Annotated in this window: 17 protein-coding genes and 2 pseudogenes; 3 read left to right on the top strand and 16 right to left on the bottom strand. The window is 38.6% G+C overall.

Annotated features, from left to right (window positions below):
- The first annotated feature begins 106 nt into the window (after positions 1-106).
- Entirely contained in the window at positions 107-748 is a 642-nt protein-coding gene (locus FNK51_RS20155) for a hypothetical protein (RefSeq protein WP_141994456.1), read from the top strand.
- 62 nt (positions 749-810) lie between these two features.
- Here the strand turns inward: FNK51_RS20155 and FNK51_RS20150 are convergent, their stop codons facing one another.
- The 10 genes and pseudogenes from FNK51_RS20150 to FNK51_RS27305 form a co-directional block, all read right to left on the bottom strand.
- Positions 811-1,617: an ABC transporter permease gene (locus FNK51_RS20150; RefSeq protein WP_094246734.1), complete on the bottom strand. Its 807-nt coding sequence runs from the start codon at positions 1,615-1,617 to the stop codon at positions 811-813.
- The gene (locus tag FNK51_RS20145; RefSeq protein ID WP_098372380.1) at positions 1,617-2,561 is read right to left on the bottom strand and encodes an ABC transporter permease; all 945 of its coding nucleotides are present in this window, start codon (positions 2,559-2,561) and stop codon (positions 1,617-1,619) included. The genes FNK51_RS20150 and FNK51_RS20145 overlap by 1 nt, the downstream gene beginning before the upstream one ends.
- Complete coding sequence (locus tag FNK51_RS20140) at positions 2,525-3,658, bottom strand: ABC transporter ATP-binding protein (protein ID WP_141994473.1); 1,134 nt, start codon at positions 3,656-3,658, stop codon at positions 2,525-2,527. Before FNK51_RS20140 ends, FNK51_RS20145 begins: the two co-directional genes overlap by 37 nt.
- Before the next feature lie 47 nt (positions 3,659-3,705).
- Positions 3,706-4,806 carry an ABC transporter substrate-binding protein gene (locus tag FNK51_RS20135; protein ID WP_141994455.1) on the bottom strand — a complete coding sequence of 367 codons (1,101 nt, stop codon included), beginning with the start codon at positions 4,804-4,806 and terminating at the stop codon, positions 3,706-3,708.
- Between the two features lie 19 nt (positions 4,807-4,825).
- Positions 4,826-5,833, bottom strand: coding sequence for a TAXI family TRAP transporter solute-binding subunit (locus tag FNK51_RS20130; protein WP_141994454.1), 1,008 nt, complete (start codon positions 5,831-5,833; stop codon positions 4,826-4,828).
- A 161-nt stretch (positions 5,834-5,994) separates the two neighbouring features.
- Complete coding sequence (locus FNK51_RS20125) at positions 5,995-7,371, bottom strand: sigma-54-dependent transcriptional regulator (RefSeq protein WP_286178796.1); 1,377 nt, start codon at positions 7,369-7,371, stop codon at positions 5,995-5,997.
- Between the two features lie 24 nt (positions 7,372-7,395).
- Complete coding sequence (locus FNK51_RS20120; RefSeq protein WP_141994453.1) at positions 7,396-9,339, bottom strand: transporter substrate-binding domain-containing protein; 1,944 nt, start codon at positions 9,337-9,339, stop codon at positions 7,396-7,398.
- A gap of 897 nt (positions 9,340-10,236) precedes the next feature.
- The gene (locus tag FNK51_RS20115; RefSeq protein ID WP_098372385.1) at positions 10,237-10,830 is read right to left on the bottom strand and encodes a YdeI/OmpD-associated family protein; all 594 of its coding nucleotides are present in this window, start codon (positions 10,828-10,830) and stop codon (positions 10,237-10,239) included.
- 82 nt (positions 10,831-10,912) lie between these two features.
- The gene (locus FNK51_RS27310; protein ID WP_260398101.1) at positions 10,913-11,305 is read right to left on the bottom strand and encodes an SRPBCC family protein; all 393 of its coding nucleotides are present in this window, start codon (positions 11,303-11,305) and stop codon (positions 10,913-10,915) included.
- A gap of 93 nt (positions 11,306-11,398) precedes the next feature.
- Positions 11,399-11,638: pseudogene (locus tag FNK51_RS27305) on the bottom strand (ArsR/SmtB family transcription factor); the annotation flags it as partial.
- Between the two features lie 151 nt (positions 11,639-11,789).
- Between FNK51_RS27305 and FNK51_RS20105 the strand changes: the two are divergent.
- Positions 11,790-11,981: pseudogene (locus FNK51_RS20105) on the top strand (recombinase family protein); the annotation flags it as partial.
- A 409-nt stretch (positions 11,982-12,390) separates the two neighbouring features.
- Here FNK51_RS20105 and FNK51_RS20100 read toward each other — a convergent pair.
- The 6 genes from FNK51_RS20100 to nirB form a co-directional block, all read right to left on the bottom strand.
- Complete coding sequence (locus tag FNK51_RS20100) at positions 12,391-12,852, bottom strand: hypothetical protein (protein ID WP_141994452.1); 462 nt, start codon at positions 12,850-12,852, stop codon at positions 12,391-12,393.
- A 313-nt stretch (positions 12,853-13,165) separates the two neighbouring features.
- Positions 13,166-13,486, bottom strand: a complete 321-nt coding sequence (locus FNK51_RS20095) for a hypothetical protein (protein ID WP_098372388.1) — start codon at positions 13,484-13,486, stop codon at positions 13,166-13,168.
- A 354-nt stretch (positions 13,487-13,840) separates the two neighbouring features.
- Positions 13,841-14,266, bottom strand: coding sequence for an OsmC family protein (locus FNK51_RS20090; protein WP_141994451.1), 426 nt, complete (start codon positions 14,264-14,266; stop codon positions 13,841-13,843).
- A 662-nt stretch (positions 14,267-14,928) separates the two neighbouring features.
- The gene (locus FNK51_RS20085; protein WP_286178795.1) at positions 14,929-16,548 is read right to left on the bottom strand and encodes a family 14 glycosylhydrolase; all 1,620 of its coding nucleotides are present in this window, start codon (positions 16,546-16,548) and stop codon (positions 14,929-14,931) included.
- A 217-nt stretch (positions 16,549-16,765) separates the two neighbouring features.
- A complete protein-coding gene (nirD, locus tag FNK51_RS20080) occupies positions 16,766-17,083 on the bottom strand; it encodes a nitrite reductase small subunit NirD (RefSeq protein WP_098372390.1) in 318 nt (105 codons plus the stop codon).
- Between the two features lie 17 nt (positions 17,084-17,100).
- A complete protein-coding gene (gene nirB / locus FNK51_RS20075; protein ID WP_141994450.1) occupies positions 17,101-19,515 on the bottom strand; it encodes a nitrite reductase large subunit NirB in 2,415 nt (804 codons plus the stop codon).
- A 204-nt stretch (positions 19,516-19,719) separates the two neighbouring features.
- On the opposite strand from nirB, the gene FNK51_RS20070 reads away from it, so the two are divergent.
- On the top strand, positions 19,720-20,046 hold the full coding sequence (locus FNK51_RS20070) for a MerR family transcriptional regulator (RefSeq protein ID WP_286177147.1): 327 nt from the start codon (positions 19,720-19,722) through the stop codon (positions 20,044-20,046).
- Positions 20,047-20,112: the final 66 nt, after the last annotated feature.

The following is a 20,112-nucleotide window of genomic DNA, read 5'->3' as shown; positions in this document are numbered from 1 at the left end:
CACTTCCTTTCTTAATAGTAAATTGGAGAAGAACTATTTGTATGTAATATAATGGCATTTTATGATTCTGCTAGATATAATGAAGAAAGGAAAAGGAGGTTTTTTTTTGAAAATCGCACTGATTCACGCAACCACAACTGCACTACGCCCAATTGAAGTGGCCTTTCAGACTGTTGCTCCAAACATTGAACTACTTCATTTCATGGACACGGGTCTTCTCGCCTTGATGGAAAAGAGCGGCAAGTTGACTCCGGAAATCATCCGCCGCTTTTCTGCATTAGTGAATATAGCCTATGAATCTGATGTTTCATGCATCCAACTTACTTGCTCTGCTTTTAATGACATCACTTCAATCTTACAACCTCTATACCCTGTAAAGTTATTTCGTTCAGATGAGGCCATGCTTGATGAAGCGCTTCGTTATGCTAGCATCGGCCTGGTTTCAACCGTAAAAGAAACGCCAATCGCCCTTCAAAATTACTTATTAAATAAGAATCCTGACTGTATGATCGAATCATTGGTGGATCCCGGGATCATCCATTTATTATCACAAGGAAAAAGAAAGGAACATGACGATCGGGTTAAAAAGATGGTGGAACAATTGGATGGAAAGACAGAAGTGATTTTGCTTTCACAATATAGTATGGAACATATCGCAAAGCAGGTTAATCCCTCTGTCCCTGTCCTAACGGCTCCGCTATTGGCTGCTAAAAGGTGTTTGGCTCATTTGAATGGAACGTTTGGATGAGTTTTCTTCGTAATATCAGAACTTAGCCAGCATGATCGTTTGTCGCATCATTCATCTCGTTTTTAACCGTTAGTATGATGGGAACCACCAAAAACTTTCCCGACACCTTGAATTTTTTCAAGTATGACGATTAGAAGGACTGATATGAAAATAACCACGCTTGACACGGATGCAACGATTGGATTGTAGGCATCCTGCATTTGCGAGAATATTTCGATCGGCAGCGTTCTCATTTCCGGTGATACCATAAAGAGAGAGACCGTTACATTATCAAATGATGTTAAAAATGCGAATAATCCCCCTGAGATGGCCGCAGATCCAATTAGCGGCAGTGTCACTTTCATGAATACTGTTAGTGGATTCGCTCCAAGTATCGCCGCGGCCCGTTCGAGATTATAATCAAATCCACTTAAACCGGTTAATACGAGCCGCATAACATATGGTATGCAAATGACGATATGGGCAATTAAAAATCCTGTAGACGTACCGGCAAGCATCATTGGTGTAAAGTACATTAAAAGTGCAATCCCCAAGACTAATTGCGGCACACTTAATGGAGAAGTTAATAGGGCCGTAATATACGATTTTCCAGGTATATCATACTTTGCGATGCCAAGGGCACCCAAAGTTCCGAATATGACGGAGAAAAGGGCAGCTAATGCTGCGAACTTCGCACTGTTCAAAAAGGCTTCCAAAAATTCAGGACGCTCCAAGATCTTGGCATACCATTGCAGTGAGAAGCCTTCAGCCGGAAAACTTGGATAATTGGCACTTGTAAAAGAAGCGGGAATAACGACTATGAGCGGTATCAAGATATAGATAATTGCTAACACGGCTACGGCAATCCGAAGGCCGCCAAACGTTTTCATCATCGGAATACCTCCTTGAATTTCCCTTTTTCAAACACCCTGGTAAAGACGGCCACTGATATGACAGTGGTTGCTAATAGAATATAAGAAAGAGCAGATCCGAATGTCCAATGCAGCAAGTTATTTATTTGATCATAGATGACAACAGGCATTACGGGCACATTGGCTCCCCCCATTAGTGCAGGCGTAACATAAGCACTCATTGATAAACTGAATACGAGAATGCAGCCAGATACGATACCAGGGATACTTAACGGCAATGTAATCGAAAAGAACCTTCTGAATGGGCTTGCCCCAAGTATTGCTCCAGCCTTATCCAGAGAAGGATCAATATTATAAAGACTGGCAACGATGGATAAGATCATGAAAGGAAGATATGCATTGGATAGCCCAATCACAACTCCGATTTCCGAAAACAATAGTTTCAATGGTGCATCTATTATGCCAAGGGCCATCAAGGTTTGATTAATCGTTCCGTTAGGCAATAGCAAAAGGTACCAGCCAAAATTACGGACAACTATACTTACCAAGAGCGGTGACACGATCAAGAGAGTGATATACCCTCTGATCCGAGCTGAACTTTTGGCCATCGTCAAAGCTACCGGATATCCAAGAAATAAAGCAACCAAGACCGAATATAAACTGATTTTCACTGTCAGCCATAAAGAAGATAAGTAATAGCTATCGGTAAATAATTGTGTATAGTTTTTTAGGCTATAAACTGCATCCGCTCCTCCAAGATTATCTGTTGATATGAAGCTTAAATATAAAATGTATAACATCGGTATGACAAAGAAACCAAATATGAAAAGCAGAATCGGCGTTAAAAGGAGTAATCCCGGCACCCAGACTTTCCTTTTCTTGATTTTAGGTTCCTTTTGCGGTTCAATAGGATTCGTTTCCTGTTCTATTTCTTGACTAGCATAACTTCTGATGGGCTCCATCCAATCAACACCTCACTTCCATTTTGCCATGATGAATCGAAAGCGGAAGTCAATACTTGAATACTTTTCCCATGTAATAGAACATTGATTTCCCAAGAGGTACCAAGATAGTTAATTTGGCTTATCTTAGCATGTTGGAAATCCAATGGAGAGGTAGATTTTTCATCAAGAGAAACAATTTGCAGTTTTTCTGGTCTAATATAAAGCTTCACCTCATCACCGTTTTTCAAATCACTATCATTTCCCATGATGTTGTTTGCATCGACATGAGTGATATCAGGCCCTATCTTGACTGAAACTTTCCGCTTATCCACAGCAGACACATTCCCTTCAAAACAATTCGATTTCCCGATGAATTGAAACACGAATTCAGTCTTGGGATGATTGTAAATCTCAGTCGGAGTACTGATTTGTTCAATTTTCCCTGCATTCATGACCACGACTCGATCAGACATGGAAAGAGCTTCTTCTTGATCATGAGTCACAAAAATGGTCGTTACGCCAATTTCCTTTTGTAAGCGCTTTATCTCGGCCCTGAGTTCATGGCGCAACTTTGCATCAAGGTTTGAAAGCGGTTCGTCAAGCAAAAGGAGCTCCGGTTCAACTACAAGTGCTCTGGAAATCGCAACACGCTGACGCTGACCTCCTGATAATTCCCTTGGATAACGATTCTCCAATCCTGACATTTTCACTAATTCAAGCGCTTTACTTATCTTCTTTTTTTGCTCAGCTTTACTAACTTTGCGCAGTTTCAAGCCAAAACTGAGATTTTCATAGACTGTCATATGAGGAAAAAGCGAATAAGTTTGAAAAACCATTCCTAAATCACGCTTATAAGGCGGAACCTTCGTAACATTGTTGCCTTTAATATGGACCTCACCCCGATCTGCATCGAGGAACCCTGCAATTAGGTTCAAGGTTGTAGACTTTCCGCACCCTGAGGGCCCAAGAAGAGTAAGTAACTCTCCTTGTTTCACCTCCAGATCAATGCCATTCAGGACAACATTCGCTCCAAATTGTTTAAACGCGCCTTTTATCTCTACATCATTTTTGTTTGATCCAAATCCCTGAACTGCCTCCAGGGGTTGCCTATTCATTTCCACATCTTTTTTTAATACTTCCATGTGATCAACACGCTCCTTTTTTATTTGAGTTTTTTCCCTAATTCAGGAGTAACCTCTTTCGCCCATCTGTCTGACACCTCGGCGCGGATTTCGGCAAACTTGGCGAAATCAGGTTTGAATGTTTTATCACTTGCTTTAAGGCCGATTGACTCTTCATATTTTTCTGGAATTTTCATTCCTTCTACCGTCGGATAAAATCCTTTTTCGGAAATTAACGCTTGCGCTTCTTCACTGATTACATAGTTGATGAATTCAAGGGCTTCTTTGCTATTAGGCGTATTTTTCACGAGACCAGCACTAAAAGCTTGAAGCGGTACACCTTCTTTAGGTACGGCCATCTTAATGGGAATACCTGAAACGGCTAGTTCGCCTATGGAATAACTTCCCATGACCGTTACGTCAGCAGCTCCCTGTTGGACAGCTGGCATCATTTGCGTTGAGTTTTTATAAAACGTATTGGAATAAGCTGCAAGATCTTTTGCTTTTTCAAGGCCTGGTTCCATGTCTTCCGTACTGCCGCCGTTTGAAATCGCCAGACCATTAAGGGTATTGAAACCCCAGTCATTCGTAATATCTGAAAATGCCGTTTTACCCTCGTAATCCGGTGAGACAAGATCATTCCATGATTCAATTGATTTTAACCCTTTCTTTTTAAAGGTTTCCGTATTATAAGCTGGCGCAATGACTAAACCGAATGCTGGCGCGGCAGCATTTTCAACCGGAATGAAACGTGAATCCACCGATTTCATATTGGGAACATTGGACTCATCAATTGGTACGATCAGTTCCTTCTCCTTAGCTCGAATTACATCAACCGGTACAAAAAGAGCAACATCTATTTGCGGAGCGTTCTTCTGTAATTCCACTTTGGATAGGATTTCACCTGATAAACCGGAAATATAATTAACAGTGATTCCCGTTTCTTCTTTGAACTTTGGTGCGATCACATCTCTGATGGCACTTTCAATGACACCGCCATTACCAGCAATCGTTATTTTTTTCTCTCCTTTTTCACCTGCATCTGTTTGGACGGATTCCCCCGGTTTTTGCGGAGTAGGATTACCACATCCCGCAAGAGCGATCAATACTATTATTGATAAAAGACTCAGCAGTTTTTTCATAGTCATTACCTCCCGTTTTTCATTGATCTCCAATAATTCCTTGTTCGTTAAAATAATTCATGGCCCCTTGATGAAAATCAAGTGGAACTTGTTTAGTTGCTTCATTTATTGAAATATCAGAAGCAGCTGGATGTGTATGCTGTAGTTCAGGCAGGTGTTCATATAATGTTTTCACAAGACTGTATGCATGAGGGTCAGACATTTCCTTGTAGGTTACCAGGACATTTTTAATTGAAATCGTTTGGACATTTTTTTTCATTCCCCCGTATGTATCTCTGGGAATTTCATCATGAGTATAAACTCCATATTGTTTTTGAAGACCTTCAATGATGTCTCCCGGGATTGGAATAAAAGATAGTTCCGTCTGCTTGGATATGAAAGCGATTTCATTATTCGGGATTCCCGAAGAAAAGAAAGCTGCATCAATGGTACCATTTCGTAATGCTTCTGCAGATTGAGAAAAAGAAAGATAGGATAAATTCAATTGATCAGTCGGTAAATCAGATTCTAACAGTATCCGCTCTGCAATAAGCCTTGTACCGCTTCCTGCCGTTCCCACACTAATGCGTTTACCAACTAAATCTTTTAAGGAATCAATATCATTTTGTTTAGTAGTAACAATTTGTACATAATTGGAATATAGGGCCGTTAAAGCTCTTAACTTGGATTTATCCGTTTCAGGCAAATCCAGTACATCCACTGTGGTGAAACCAATTTCTGCACGATGGCGGCTAACCAATTCAGTATTTTCGATGGAAGCCTGGGTTACCTGGGTACCTGAGACAGTTCCATTATATTTTTCATACATATTTGATAATCTTTGACCTAATGAAAAATAAACTCCTGTCATATCTCCAGTTCCAATGATTAGCATCCTATTATTTAAGTCCTGTCCTTCAGAAGTTAGTTGACTCTGAATCAAGGTAGAAGCAGGTTTAGATATTTCCTGCTGCTCATTCATAAAAGAACATCCTGTCATGAAACAAAATAACAAAGCGACTTTTATAAAGAGTGCTCCATTCTTCATTGTGGCCCTCCTTTCTTATTGTATTAGATGCAAATACCATGCCAAGTCGATTTTCTGCTTTAAAACGCGAATCCTGCCGATTTATTGCATGATATACAAGTATAAATCGGCAATTTTTGCCGGTTATCCAGAAAAAAATGCCGATTAACACGTTGAACCTTTTATTCTCCTTTTGAAATGAGCTTGATTTTATCACGCAGGCTTCTTTCAGAAATTTTTAGGATTTGAGCTGTTTTTTGCCGATGGTTTTTACAGTATTGAAGAGTGGCCGTTATGACTTTTTCTTCTATCTCTTTCATGGATATGCCAATTGGGATTTTGAAACTATTAAAATCGTCGTCATTGCCATCCGGGTGGAGAATGAACTTCTGCTCTTGAACATATTGCGGCAAGTCGGTATCCTCCATTTTTTTCGAGTTTGATAGGGCGACAGCATATTCTATAATGTTACCAAGCTCACGGACATTCCCAGGGTAATGATAATCCAGTAAAATCCGACGTGCGGCTGCCGAGAAAGTCTTATCTTCTCGATTCATATCCTTAGCGTGCTTTTTTATGAAATAATCCATAAGGATCGGTAAATCTTCTTTTCTATCTCTGAGAGGCGGCATCGAGATGGGAATGACATTTAGCCTGAAATACAAATCCTCCCTAAATTCCCCTTCCATCACCATTTGTTCCAAGTTTTTATTTGCTGCACTTATAATACGGACATCCAATGAGATTTTTGTATTGGACCCCAGAGGCGTCACTTCCCTTTCCTGCAATACTCGTAATAATTTGGCTTGAAGAGGAAGGGGCATTTCACTAATCTCATCGAGAAAAAGGATGCCTCCATTAGCCGCAACGAATTTCCCTTCCTTCCTCTGTGTTGCACCGGAAAATGCTCCCTTCTCATAACCGAACAACTCAGATTCCAGTAGCATCTCAGGAATTGCTGCACAATTGACAATCTGCATTGGATTGTTTTTCCTTCTTCCTAGCGTATGGATGTTTCGGGCTACAAGCTCCTTTCCAGTACCACTTTCACCCGTGATAAGAACACTGGAATCAATATCTTTCACTCTTTCGATCATTGAGAAAATACGCTGCATCGCCTTGCTGTTACCAAGGAAGTTACCAAATCCCTTTTGAATCTCCAATTCTTCATGTAATGTCTCCAATTGATTGGACATCTGTTTGAATTCGGCTGCCCTCATCAAGAGCAAAGAAAGTTCTTCAATATTAATTGGCTTTTCAATATAGTAGTAGGCCCCCTTTTTTATGGCCTCGATGGAAGTTTCAATGGATGAATAGGCAGTCATCATGATGACTGTTACGTTAGGTGCTATTTGTTTGATTTTCGGCAGGACATCAAGTCCACTTTTATTTCCTATTCTCAAATCTAGTAACACAATATCAAAAGCCTGATTGTCGATCTTCCGGAGCCCCTCATCCGGGTCAGTAGTTGTCACGACCTGATAAGAATCTTCCAATGCAAAGCTAAGAGCGGTGCAAATAGCAGGTTCATCATCAATCACCAATACACGCATTTTCATATTACTCCTCCTCTTTCTAGGATTCTATTCGATATATAAAGGTAGTGAAATGGTGAATTTCGTACCTGAATTAGGATAACTTTTCACATGGATATCTCCGTTATTTTCTTTAATTAACCTATACGATAACGTTAGTCCCAAACCGACGCCCTTTTCTTTATTTGTGAAAAAAGGCTCGAAAATATGGTTCAGTTCCTCCTGTTTCATCCCTTTTCCAGTATCGGATATAGTAATCCGGCCTGTCTTTTCGTTCTCTTTATCAATGGTGATTTTAATGGTCTTTTCCTTTGTTTCTTCAACGGCATGAATCGAATTCAACACCAAGTTAAGAAGTACTTGTTGAATTTGTTGTAAGTCTATATAAAAAATAAGGTCCTCCTCAATCGTCTGCTCGAAATTTATTTGTTTTTTCCCCATTGTCACTTTATGAAAAGCAAGTAATGATATAAGTTCATGAGCGCGGCAATTTGTAATATTTGGCGGACGCGGACGTGCATATTCAATTAAATCAGTAACAATCGCATTCAAACGGTTAACTTCAGTAGGCAAGTGCTCCATTAGAACTTGTCGGAATTGAGGATTATCATATTTACTCGGAAGTAAATCAATAAATGTTTTAATCGATGTCAAAGGATTCCTTATTTCATGTGCGACACCTGCAACTAGTTGACCAAGAGCGTGCAGCTTTTCTTGTGTGACCAATTTTTTCTCCAATGTTTTCTTTTCCGTCTCATCATTCATGGAAAGTAAGTATCCGGTTTGTATATCTTCAGAGTTGAACATCTTATGCATCGAATATGAAATCACCTTCTGTTCATTTTCCTCATCAAATACCAAGATTCGAAAAGAACCCGTACGATTATTCTCATTTTGTTCTTGATGTAAAGCCCCGAAATTCCTCATTAATTGTGAATGATTCATAAAATTCAGAATCATTTCCTTGGAAATGTTAAGAATTTCTGATGCCTTTGCATTGCAGCTGGTAATCATGAAATCGAGATCGAATGTAATGATTCCATGATTGATATTGTTTAAGATTTGATCTTTGAACGCTTCAGCATTAGCAATGTTTTGCCGTTGTTTCTCCAAATCCTTATTTAATAAATGTAATTTTAACGTCTGGTTATGAACGGATTTTTTTAGCTTTTGATTCCATATGTAGATGATTAGAAGGATAAGGGCCACGGCAGTTAGAATTATGATCAACCAGAATATGAATTGCTCCAGCCTGGCAATTTTTTGATTGGATTGTGGCATGACCCATTTATCGATTATCCCATTGATATTTCGGTTGGCTTTAAGTTCTGTGAGTGTATTATCCATCATGAAAAGAAGCGATTGATTCCCTTTTTTCACTGCAATCGTATAATCCGCTGGTTCAATGACTTCATTGAGAATGATGTAATTCTTTTCTTGGCGGAACTTTTTTAAATAGAAATCTGCAGTCCATTTGTTTCCGATGAATACATCTGCACGGTTGTTCAATAATGTTAAAATACCCGAGTATTGATTTGAAACGGTCGTTAAATTTGTATTCCTCATATTGAGAAATGTACTGATTACTGGAGTGTTTTGGTCAAGGACAACATGTGAATCACGTAGATCCGTTAACGTATGAATATCCTGTTTCCTATTACTAGGAATGATAATTGATTGGGACATTGTAAAATAGGATTGAGTGAAATCAAGTTGGTTATCTTTTTCGGTATTATAGGTACTTCCAACAATTGCATCAATTGTTCCATTACTTAAAGCTTTTTCGGCTTCTTCCATTCTCATCGGAATATATTTGAAATCTACGCCATTAAATTTTGCTATTTCCTCCATTAAATCAATATTGATGCCTGTCAGCTCACCAGCTTCATTTTCAAATGAAAATGGAGGAAGAGCACTTTCCCCAGCAATTATAAAGGTTTTTTGTTCAGCATAAACAGCGGGAGACCAAAGCGTTTGAACAAAGACTATCAAGCAAAATATACTTATTATAAACAGCTGCTTTTTAATTAAGAGCCCTCCTCCTATGTCAAAATCCTGCAGTTAATATTCCTCGGCTAAAAACATCATGATAATATACTTCTCCAATTAGGACTTGAACCCTTTAAATTCTTAGTATATTCTGACACAATCTAACAATAATCTACAAAAAGGTATGTGATTCTATCAAACGAAATAAATATAAACCCAGCAACCTTTGCCGGGTTTTAGATTAGGAATAGACTTCTAATTTTTATGAAATTAGAAAAAGATTCAGTTTACCTAAAAAGGAGCCAGTTGATTTCCGAAATCCGCTCCCTATCCGCCGACTGTCTGCCAAGTCTCATCATAGCAAGCGCCTGTGTGGTCTCTGCTAGCCAGTTATTCGGCAGGAGTGTCGCAAATCTTCAATTTAATAAGGGTTTCTTCCATATAAAAAAAATAACATGAAGGATAACGAAGTTTTCTTTTATAAACATGGTTCGGGATTAAACCATCGGGAACCTCCAGACATTGCCAAAAGTAAAGAAACGCCATTTTCTTAAATCGAAATTCCAGAATTAAGAGCCCAATTCACTGAGAAATTAGGCTTTTTTGTTACTCCATAAAAGCGCCCTATAATGGATTTACACATTATTTTTATTAGATGGTTTTGTTGGAGTTCATTATAAACACCCTTTAGTTCAAAAAAGCGTACCTTTCAATAAAAGCCAAAGGGTACACTTTTTTGTGTATTTTTCTTTTCTTAGTTGGAATGCTTAAGCCTGTTGTACGGTAGTAGTTTGCATATACTCTACGTATCACTTTTGTTTTTTACCAGTAGGTTATTTGGATGTCGCAGGTAGAGGAAATATCTTGAAACTTGATTAATTTATTTTCTCATCGAATATACTAATCATTTAATCCCTTTCCATCGAGAATTTTCTTCATACATTTTTCAACCCTTGACTCTCGAGTTTTGGATTGTTTGGGTTGTGAAAAATGAAGAATGTACGCTCTTTGCCGTCCCGGGGTCAATGCCTCAAAAGCTGTTTTCAAGGATGGAATTTCATTGAATTTTTTTTGAAGTTCTTCAGGAATTATAAATTCTGTATTTTTTTTATAATTCACTTCCAAACCGGCTTTTTCAACTTCAATGGCTTCATGGATATAGGCCTTCAGAATGGTTTCCGTTGCAACTATTTCTTGAACATTGGTGAAGCGAATCTGGCGCGCCCCCTGTACATTCTCCGTTTGTTGGATTAGAATCCCATGGGCATCCTTTAACAAGGCACCTTTGTGAAACAGGAGCGCACAATATTCTTTAAATCCATGTATTAAAACTATGTTTTTATTCTCAAACGTGTAACAAGGATGCATCCACTTAAATTCTTCGGTCAGCTCACAATCAAGAACGATATTTCTCAGCGTCTCATATTCTTCTTTCCACTTTTTAGCTTTACTTATAAATTCATCAACTTTAGGATTCATTCTACTATTTGTCATCACGGAACACTCCTCTTTCCGAGCAGTTTGCTTTTTCCTATATGTTAGCTAAATACTAAAAAACAAGTTCGGAAGTTTGGTCTTACATTTCCTCTAACACTTTTTTTAGATCTTCGCCCATTCTCGCCCAACCAAATTTCGCACCATTGAACGCTTGATCTTCTTTTTCGAATCCTGTTTGTTCAAGATGTAAGTAGGTTGTTCCATCCTCGTGCTTTAATGTCCATGTGACTGTAGTGTTTATCCCGCCACCTACCCAAGTGTAAGATAACTTATAAGGCTCCTCCATTTCAAGAACTTCTGAATCAATAATTAAATTCCACTGTTCATTCCGAAACTGAAATTTATGCCCGACGACAGGTTTAAAATCATTAGCCATTACCCATTTTGCAAGAGTATTTGCATCTGTTAAGGCGAGCCATACCTTCTCGATCGGGCTCTTAAAATTAAAATCTTGTGATACTGTTAAAGTCATTTTTTGTTCCTCCTGTAATATTTGGTTTAAAAGTAACATTCTTTCACTCCAGAATCTCTTGTAAAACGATACCCAATCCTCAATTTCTTTCAACGGGGCAGCATTCAGCCGATAACGCGTTTCCCTGCCGACCTTTCTGCTGATTACGAGACCAGCCTCCTTAAGGATTGCCAAATGCTTTGAAACCGCAGTACGACCCATTTCAAAATGAACGGACATCCCATTGAGTGGCAATTCTTCCACGTCCGCCAACAAACGTAGCAATTTACGTCTTGTTGGGTCAGCGATGGCTACATAAATATCACGCTCTTGATTTTTTTCGTTCAAAATCACCCCCCCTTAATAGGACACTAATTGGTGTCTTATTATATGACACCAACTGGTGTCCTGTCAATTTTATTATTGACATCACATTTTTTGTTTTATTCTCCCATCATTAAGCTTATAGATTCCTTCTTTATTATTTGTTCAATAGATTACTTGAGATTTGAACGCAGATATTGTGATACTTGAAAATGAGGCACTTTTTGATAGTAGGAAATCGAGAGGTATGGGTGATACTGAAAAATTATTGGAGGACCAATTTTTAACTCTGCTTTCATATGTGGCTGAGCAAGAATATAAAAAAATAAGCAAACGACAGGCTGAAGGAATTGAAGTGGCAAAGAATGACGGCGTGATATGTATGAATGAATAATGACTTCATTAAAGTATATGAAAAGGAAATAAACGATAAGATTTTACAAACCCCAAAAAAAGTTCCAGCTTCTTTTCAGAAATCCGCTTCCTTTCCGCAGACTGTCTGCCAAGCCTCCTCGCCGTAAGCTTCTCTGGGGTCTCGGATAGCCAGTTCTACGGCCGAAGTGTCGCAATTTTCTTCAACCCAATAAGGATTACAGGAAAAAACATGAAGGACTTCCTAGGCTTGATTCAAAATCATGCTTCGGGCTGGGACCATTTTATCTAATTTTTTAACAAAGTTGATTGGAACGGGTGTACGAGACTCCCGCGGGAAAAGCGCGTCCAAAGGAGACCCCACAGGTGCAAATCGCTCCAATCATTTTACAAACCCTCAATATTGTAAATTATTTTTCTATTTCAAGGCTTTTTAACATTTGCCGTAACGCTCCAAGATGATAAGCCGAGTGGGCAATGGTCGCATTTACATTTGTCAGCCATTTTCCTAAATCGATTGTGTCGATTTCTTCGAAAAGAGTTACATATTCTTTATGTAATCCCTCCCTGATTTCCGCCCATTTCACCTCATCAACATGATGAATGGTCCAGCTTGCGTCCCAATCTTTCTCGAAGTTTGCACCACTGATCATTGTTCGGATCACCCACAAATAATACCGTATGTGGTCAGAATGAGCAGCAATGGTTGATCCATTTATGGAACGTGAAGCATCTTCTGCGGTTAAACCATCAAGTGTACCAAAAACCCCGGTATTCGGTTTCGATTCAGTATAATAGCTCCCTTCATTTCCCGGTCCTTCAAACGTTTCTTTCAAAAGCGTTTTTATTGAACTAGCCAAAGTCTTGCTCATCTCAATTCCCCCCAAGTGTTTTAATTGACTTCATTACTTTATAATACACTAAGACAAATCAATAATCGTTTATATTTTGTTAAATAAATCCAAAAAATATCCCAAGTTTATAGTACTACTCGCTCAACGGGCCAAAGGTATGAATTTCCTATTGCTTTCAAGTACAGATCAAAATCTTATATGGTATTGACGCTGATCTTAACGTGATGAAAAAAATAAAAAGACCGTTCCTCTAATAAACAGGAACGGTCTTAAATTATTTATCTGAAAATATGATTCAATCTAAAAAGTATACAATGCAAAACTTAAAGCTTTAGTAGCTTTTCAAACGCTCCTCCAGGGACACAATTCTAAACTTTAACTCTTGATTCGAGTCCAAGCCCCCTATTACAATTTGATTATCTTCCGTAATGGTGACATATCTGAAGGTTTCTTCTCCGTTGATCTTTATTTTTGTCTCCAATGTCGTTTCCATTTTTGCAAAAACTTGATCTGTGTATGTAAGCGGAAGAAGATCATCCAATCCTTCTTCGGGGCTGCCGAGCCACTTAAACATGAAATCTTTCAATGAATATTGTTCAATCATCGATAAATGATCTTTAAAATTTAATTTGTCAATTGTTATCTCTTTCAACTTAACCACTCCTCAATTGTATCTAAAGTTTATATGGATAAACTCCTAACATCAAGGGCATTCCAATGACAAACGATTACAATTTGATTACTTGCTAACTAAATAAACCCTTTCCTTCCGGAAAATGGAGTTCTGTTACCTGAAAAACAAATTGTAGGATGATTTTTTCTTAAGAATACGGCTTGGATTAACATATAGAGGGATTTTTTTCTTAGGTTTAAAAATGATTATCCATAAAACAAGGATGTTCATTTCAGTCGAAAACAGCCTCCATTTGCATAGAAATTGAAGGCTGTTTTTCTTATATGGATGTAATACAACTTTCTGTTAAATGGTAGTCCCTTAACTAAAACATTATAAGTCTTGTTTTCCTTTAACACCATTTATCGAATAGCTGATTTTAATGTTGGCATTTAATGAGTGATATACTGAACAGTACGTATTTTTGGATAATTGAATCGCACGGACCACTTTATCTTCAGGAAGATCACCCTCCAATAAATAGTGGATTTGAAAATCGGTAAACCGCTTAGGGTGATTTTCCGATCGTGCCCCTTCTATTTCTATTTGAAAGGCTTTTGTTTCAAATCGCATCTTTTTTAAAATCATTACAATATCAATGCCTGTGCACCCGGCAAGAGAATGTAAAAGTAACTCAGTAGGTCTTGCTCCGCTATTTTTTCCTCCTACATCTTCGGCAGCATCCATCTTTATTTCATGTCCCGACGGAGTTGTGCCAGAAAAGGCCATTTCCCCTGTCCATGTAATCATTGTCTTCATTTATTTCAATTCCTCCCTTACTTGTTGTTTAGTTCAAAAATAGTCCACATGTTTATTTAATGTAAGTCCAGATCATTTAAGTCCTAAAATAATATTGCCCCAAATATTGCGGTCTTTACGCAAATTTACAGAATAATTGACTTCAGGATTTATACTATGACCCTAACTTGTGATGACTTTCCATTCCTTATATTCTTCCCACAAGTTCTACTGAGTTAGTCATGCTGTAAAATTTGAACTTTAACTCTTCAGGCTTTAAAACCTCTAAAAAATATTCCAGATGATTTCAGAAATCCGCTCCCTTTCCGCAGACTGTCTGCCAAGCCTCATCAAAGCAAAGCGTCTGTGGGGTCTCGGCTAGCCAGTTATTCGGCAGGAGTGTCGCAAATTTCTTAAATCTATTCAGGGATTCATGCATATAAAGAAGTAAAAAAACAGAAGGATATTAAGTTTACCTTTAGAATCATAGTTGTGAGAGCATTCCGAACCTCCTTTTGTCGACAAAAGGGTTTCTATCTAAATTTTTTATACAAAGTTGATTAGAACGAGTGTTCAAGACTAATGCGGGAAAAGCGCGTCCAATTGAGAGCCCACAAGCGCAAAAACCGAGGGCGGAAAGCGAGGTTTTGAACGTCGATTTCCTCATTGCCCTATATATCCATCTACCATGAAGTTTTATAGTTTCCTTCTCCATTCAAAGGAGTTTTATAACTATTATTTTCCCCATCTTGCCAAGTAATATTGCCATTTTCATCTTTCAGGACGAACTTGAATTCATAGAATCGATCTGCGGCTAAACGGAATGTTCCACTCCAGCTGCCATCTTTGTTTTGAGTGAGTTTATATTCGTAATCTTCAGGATTCCACCTGCCGATTTCTCCTCTATCCCCAATTAAGTAAACTCCATGTGTGGGAGGTACATTTTCAACTGTGAATGTAACTGGAATCGACATGCCTTCCAATTTATCAGCCATCAGCCTGAACTCATTTGTTGGATTTCCTTCATCGTCGAATAAATAGGACATCCTTAGCAAGGTAAATCCCTCAAAACCATGGTTAAAAACCATTTCTGCTATATTGTCAAAGCCCCTTTCATTATTGATCAGCGGGAGTGCGTTTTCCCCGTTTAAAGAAATTCCTTTTTCATTAGTTAAAGAGGCAATATGGGTCACCAACGTTTTTGGAGCGCTATAAGATGGAGCAGTATGTGCTTCTTGATCTCCCATTTCCAAACAGGTGAACGTGAGGGCCATATTCGATTTCTTAAATTGATTCAATAATTTGGAGTAGTTATAGTAGCCGGCACTATACTCTGCTGAATGCGGCAGTACGGGATCATTCATTTTCCAATGGACTCCTGAGATTTTAGCTCCAATTGGCACGCCAAAGACTTTGTCAAAATGTTTATGGGCGAATTTAGAGATTTTTGCAAGATGCTTTTCGAGTGCTCCTTGATACCACTGCATAAAGTCATATCCAAATTGTGTATCGATTGCTCCGCCCTTTGTGAAAAATTCATCCCCGTTTCCTGGCGGCTGTATCTCATTCCAGTTTTTATACGTTTTGCCCCAAGCAGCATTTAATTTTTTTATCGTTGAATATTTTTCTCTCATGGTTAGCCTGAAATCCCGTTTGGCTCCTTCTGTATAAACTTGAAGTTGTCCCCTTTCAGGATAATTCCAGCCATCAGCATTCTGGTATGAGGGATATCTAAGTTCCCCAGCTGGTCCTGCACTTAAATATATTTTAGCTATTAGACCCTTCTGATCAGCAAAGTTCTCTGCAAATGATTTGTACAATTCGTTGTATTGATCAGCTGTACCTTCCCACCAAGGAGCAAGTACTTCCTTATTCCAGAAACCACTCTCACTCTTGAAAGCCATGTTTTCGGCAGTGTCTTTATTCCAGAGCCAACTCGGGATGGGATAGTTACAATCATCCCCCACATTACCGCCGCATTGATGTGTAGACAAAATGGGCACCCATTTTAAACCGGAAGCTTTCACTGTTTCCCCATATTTTTTATAATAAGTCCAATCAAACTGATTATCTTTTTTACTCTCGACTAATCCCCACCAGATATCTGTCGTTATTGCATAAACTCCATTTTCCTTCAACTGGGTCAGCTCTGCTTCAAATGCATCCCAATCTGTTATTTCACCCAATGGGGCCATTACATAAAGCTTGTAATCTGGTTTTACTTCTGCTGATCCAGGTGAAGTACTTGATAAAGGAACAAAATACAGCATAAAGGTAAAAACACCAACAGATAATTTGTTCATAAGAACGCCAACCTTTCCCCAATAACTTAATTCATTTGTTTATCATTGAAGTCGCTTACATTCTTTTCGTTTTATTAAGACACTCCTTTACTGGAAATTATATTTGTTTTGGAAATATTTATCAATTATTTCGTCATGGTAATTTAGTTCATATCTCCTAAAAGAAAAAATGGATAGTCCCTAAGAGACTATCCAGAGCAGCGGGTTATCTACATTTTTATAAAACAATATAAACATTACCATCTTCTATTTCAACATTGAATGTTTTTACGCAACCATTATCAGGTTTTTGGACTTCTCCATTCTTGACACTGATTTTCCAGTCATGCATCGGGCAAAAGACGTGATCACCACTCACAATGCCTTCCACCAGAACACCGCCTTTATGTGGGCAACGATTTTCAATAGCTCGGAATTCACCATTTGCTAAATGAAAAAGAGCAATTTCATGAGAGCCTATGGTTACTGTTTTCCCTAGGTTTTTTGGCATCTCATTTACTGTTGAAACCTTTATTTTTTGAAGAGTCTTCCCCATGTAGGCTTCCCCCATATTCATTTATTTGATATAGCTGGAATTTTCACTTTTTGAAATAAACCGGTTTGGATCGCATTGCTCTCAATGATTTCTTTCCACGGTTCTTGCAATACCGAAATGGCCTCATCTAAACGTTGATTAAGCTCAATTCTTTTTTGTTTATCACCAATAATCGTCTTAATGGTATCGAACCCTACACGCTCCACCCAGACAGACGTTCTTTCTAAATAATTGGCAGTCTCCCGATAATGTTGGAGGTATGCACCTGCAATTTCAATTACCTCATCACTTGTTTTCACTTTGCATAATAATTCAGCAGCTCTTAAATGGGTTCCGCCGTTGCCGCCAATATAAATTTCCCATGCACCATCCACGCCGACAACACCAAGATCTTTGATACCGGATTCAGCACAATTACGAGGACATGCCGACACGGCCATCTTAACCTTATGCGGTGTGCCTACACGTTCAAATTTCTTCTCCAGCGCAATGCCAAGCCCAATTGAATCCTGGGTGCCAAAGCGGCAAAAGTTTTCCCCTACGCATGTTTTCACAGTTCGAAGGGTTTTTCCGTAAGCATATCCGGAAGGCATATCCAGGTCGGCCCATACACTTGGAAGGTCTTCTTTTTCAACGCCGAACATATCTATTCTTTGCCCGCCTGTAACCTTAAGTAACTTAACATTATACTTATCGGCAACATTTGCTATTTTCCGTAATTGATCGGGATTAGTGACGCCCCCATACATTCTTGGCACAACGGAAAATGTACCATCCTTTTGAATATTTGCATGTAGTCTTTCATTTACATAGCGGGATTCTTTTTCGTCCTCATATTCAACAGGATGAATCATGCCTAAGTAATAGTTCAGTGCCGGTTTACACTTCGAGCATCCATCACTTGTATTCCAGCCGAGAACATTCATGACTTCTCGAGTATGGGTCAGGTTTTTTTCGCGTATTTCAGCAACAACTTCATCTCTGGATAAAGTGGTGCACGTGCATATGGATTCCTTCTGGTTTGACTCACTGAAATCAGCGCCCAATGTCAGCTCGAGAATATCACTGACTAACGGCTTACATCCCCCACATGATCTGGAAGCATTTGTGCAGCCTTTTACTTCCTCGATACTTGTTAACCCTTTAGATTCAATAGCCGTCACAATATCGCCCTTCGTTACACCATTACAACCACAGACGATTTCTTCATGTGACATCGAAGTGACAAGACTGCTGGGATCTCCACTCGTTCCAACTTTTAGATATTCGGAAACGTCGGCATTTTTATTGATCATGCTCAATAGGTTATTGCTTTCCTTTGTATCCCCGAATAATACCGCACCAGAAATTTTCCCATTTCGAATCATTACTTTTTTGTAAGTACCATTCCATTCATTAAATTCTTTGATTGATTTAGCTTGTTCATCCTCGAAAATTTCCCCAGCCGAAAATACATCAACACCAGATACTTTTAACTTAGTAGACAGCACTGAACCCTCGTAAGCTTTGCCTTCCAGCCCGCAAATCTTTTTGGCTAATACTTTGCCTTGTTCATAAAGGGGAGCGACCAAACCATACACCATCTCACGGTGTTCCGCACATTCACCGACCGAATAAATATTCGGAATTCTTGTCTTCATATAATCGTCCACGATAATTCCACGATTGACAGGGATGCCGCAATCATTGGCCAATTGAACATTGGGCTTAATCCCAACTGCCATGACCACTAAATCGGCGCTGATTTCCTCCCCATCACTAAAGCGTAATCCTTTAACATCAAACTCACCTAAAACCTCCTGTGTTTGTTTCCCAAGATAAAAATTCATTCCCTGGCTTTCAAGTTCCCTTTGCAGCATTTTTCCTGCTGTTGGGTCCAACTGCCTATCCATCAAATATTCCGAAAGGTGAATAACATCTACCTGCATACCTAGATTTAAAAGACCCCTGGCCGCTTCAAGACCCAGTAATCCTCCGCCAATGACTGCTGCCTTTTTATAACTTTTTGAATATTCAATCATTTTTTCACAATCTTCAATATTTCGAAAGGCTGTCACTCCTTTTTTATCAGCACCCTTTATCGGTAGAATGAAAGGGATTGACCCGGTTGCTAAAATTAATTGATCATATTCGACTGCTCGATTTTTGTCTGAGTATATGATTTGCTTTGCGGTGTCGATGTTCGTGACCGTTTCACCTGAAAAAAGTGTAATATTATTCTCTTTGTACCAGTTCCAATCATTTATTGTAATATCATCTATCGTCGTAGCCCCTTGCAATACATTCGAAAGTTGGATTCGATCATAATTCGGATGTGGCTCACTTCCGAAGACAGTCACCTCAAACCTTTCTGGTTGAATTTTCAAAATTTCTTCTATACATCTTACTCCAGCCATACCATTCCCAATGAGTGCCAATTTCTGCTTAGCCATGTTTTGTCCTCCAATAAGATTTTTTTGAAAGGATTATGTGTTTGATTATAGGAGAGGTCACTATTTATAACAACAAGTATGTTATATAATCTCACATGATTTTTGAAAATCAATAATTAATGTTAGTTTTTATTACAAATATTCAGAAAATTAGGATATAATATCCTTAATGATCTAGCATAAATCCAAAATGAGGTGATTTTCATCGTCCTGCAAAAAGAATCTTATATTGACAGAAAAGTAATTTCCATCGGAGTGGTAAGAGAATTAACCGGACTATCAGATAGACAAATTCGGTATTATGAAGAAAGAAAACTCGTTTTCCCCGAAAGGTCTAAGGGTGGTAACCGTAAATACTCTTTTTCCGACGTCAAGGCACTAGTGGAAATCGCTGATAAAATAGAGGATGGAGTGCAAACCAATGAAATTAGACAGGAAAAATTAAAAGAGAACAGAAAAATTGAACAGGAAAAAATGCGAAAAAAAATGCTGCAGGGCCAATTAAATGCTCACTTTGGCCTACGTAATTGATTTTCGCTAAGAATCCGGAACTATTAATTCAATGTCCATATTTCAGTCTCCGATAATATTTTCACC

The sequence above is a fragment of the Bacillus sp. B4EP4a genome (genome assembly GCF_006680105.1).
In the GTDB taxonomy this organism is placed as follows: domain Bacteria; phylum Bacillota; class Bacilli; order Bacillales; family DSM-1321; genus Peribacillus; species Peribacillus simplex_E.
The sequence above is the reverse complement of the archived record's forward strand: the minus strand, read 5'-3'. Positions and strand labels throughout refer to the sequence as shown.

Bases quoted from the DNA above. Each gene is read 5' to 3' on its own strand.
- nirB (WP_141994450.1), bottom strand. From the start codon at position 19,515: ATGGCTAAGCAGAAATTGGCACTCATTGGGAATGGTATGGCTGGAGTA.
- FNK51_RS20100 (WP_141994452.1), bottom strand. From the start codon at position 12,852: ATGAGCAAGACTTTGGCTAGTTCAATAAAAACGCTTTTGAAAGAAACG.
- FNK51_RS20125 (WP_286178796.1), bottom strand. From the start codon at position 7,371: ATGAAAATGCGTGTATTGGTGATTGATGATGAACCTGCTATTTGCACC.
- FNK51_RS20130 (WP_141994454.1), bottom strand. From the start codon at position 5,833: ATGAAGAATGGAGCACTCTTTATAAAAGTCGCTTTGTTATTTTGTTTC.
- FNK51_RS20085 (WP_286178795.1), bottom strand. From the start codon at position 16,548: ATGAACAAATTATCTGTTGGTGTTTTTACCTTTATGCTGTATTTTGTT.
- FNK51_RS20115 (WP_098372385.1), bottom strand. From the start codon at position 10,830: ATGACAAATAGTAGAATGAATCCTAAAGTTGATGAATTTATAAGTAAA.
- nirD (WP_098372390.1), bottom strand. From the start codon at position 17,083: ATGGGGAAGACTCTTCAAAAAATAAAGGTTTCAACAGTAAATGAGATG.
- FNK51_RS20140 (WP_141994473.1), bottom strand. From the start codon at position 3,658: ATGAATAGGCAACCCCTGGAGGCAGTTCAGGGATTTGGATCAAACAAA.
- FNK51_RS20145 (WP_098372380.1), bottom strand. From the start codon at position 2,561: ATGGAGCCCATCAGAAGTTATGCTAGTCAAGAAATAGAACAGGAAACG.
- FNK51_RS27310 (WP_260398101.1), bottom strand. From the start codon at position 11,305: ATGACTTTAACAGTATCACAAGATTTTAATTTTAAGAGCCCGATCGAG.
- FNK51_RS20150 (WP_094246734.1), bottom strand. From the start codon at position 1,617: ATGAAAACGTTTGGCGGCCTTCGGATTGCCGTAGCCGTGTTAGCAATT.
- FNK51_RS20135 (WP_141994455.1), bottom strand. From the start codon at position 4,806: ATGAAAAAACTGCTGAGTCTTTTATCAATAATAGTATTGATCGCTCTT.
- FNK51_RS20090 (WP_141994451.1), bottom strand. From the start codon at position 14,266: ATGAAGACAATGATTACATGGACAGGGGAAATGGCCTTTTCTGGCACA.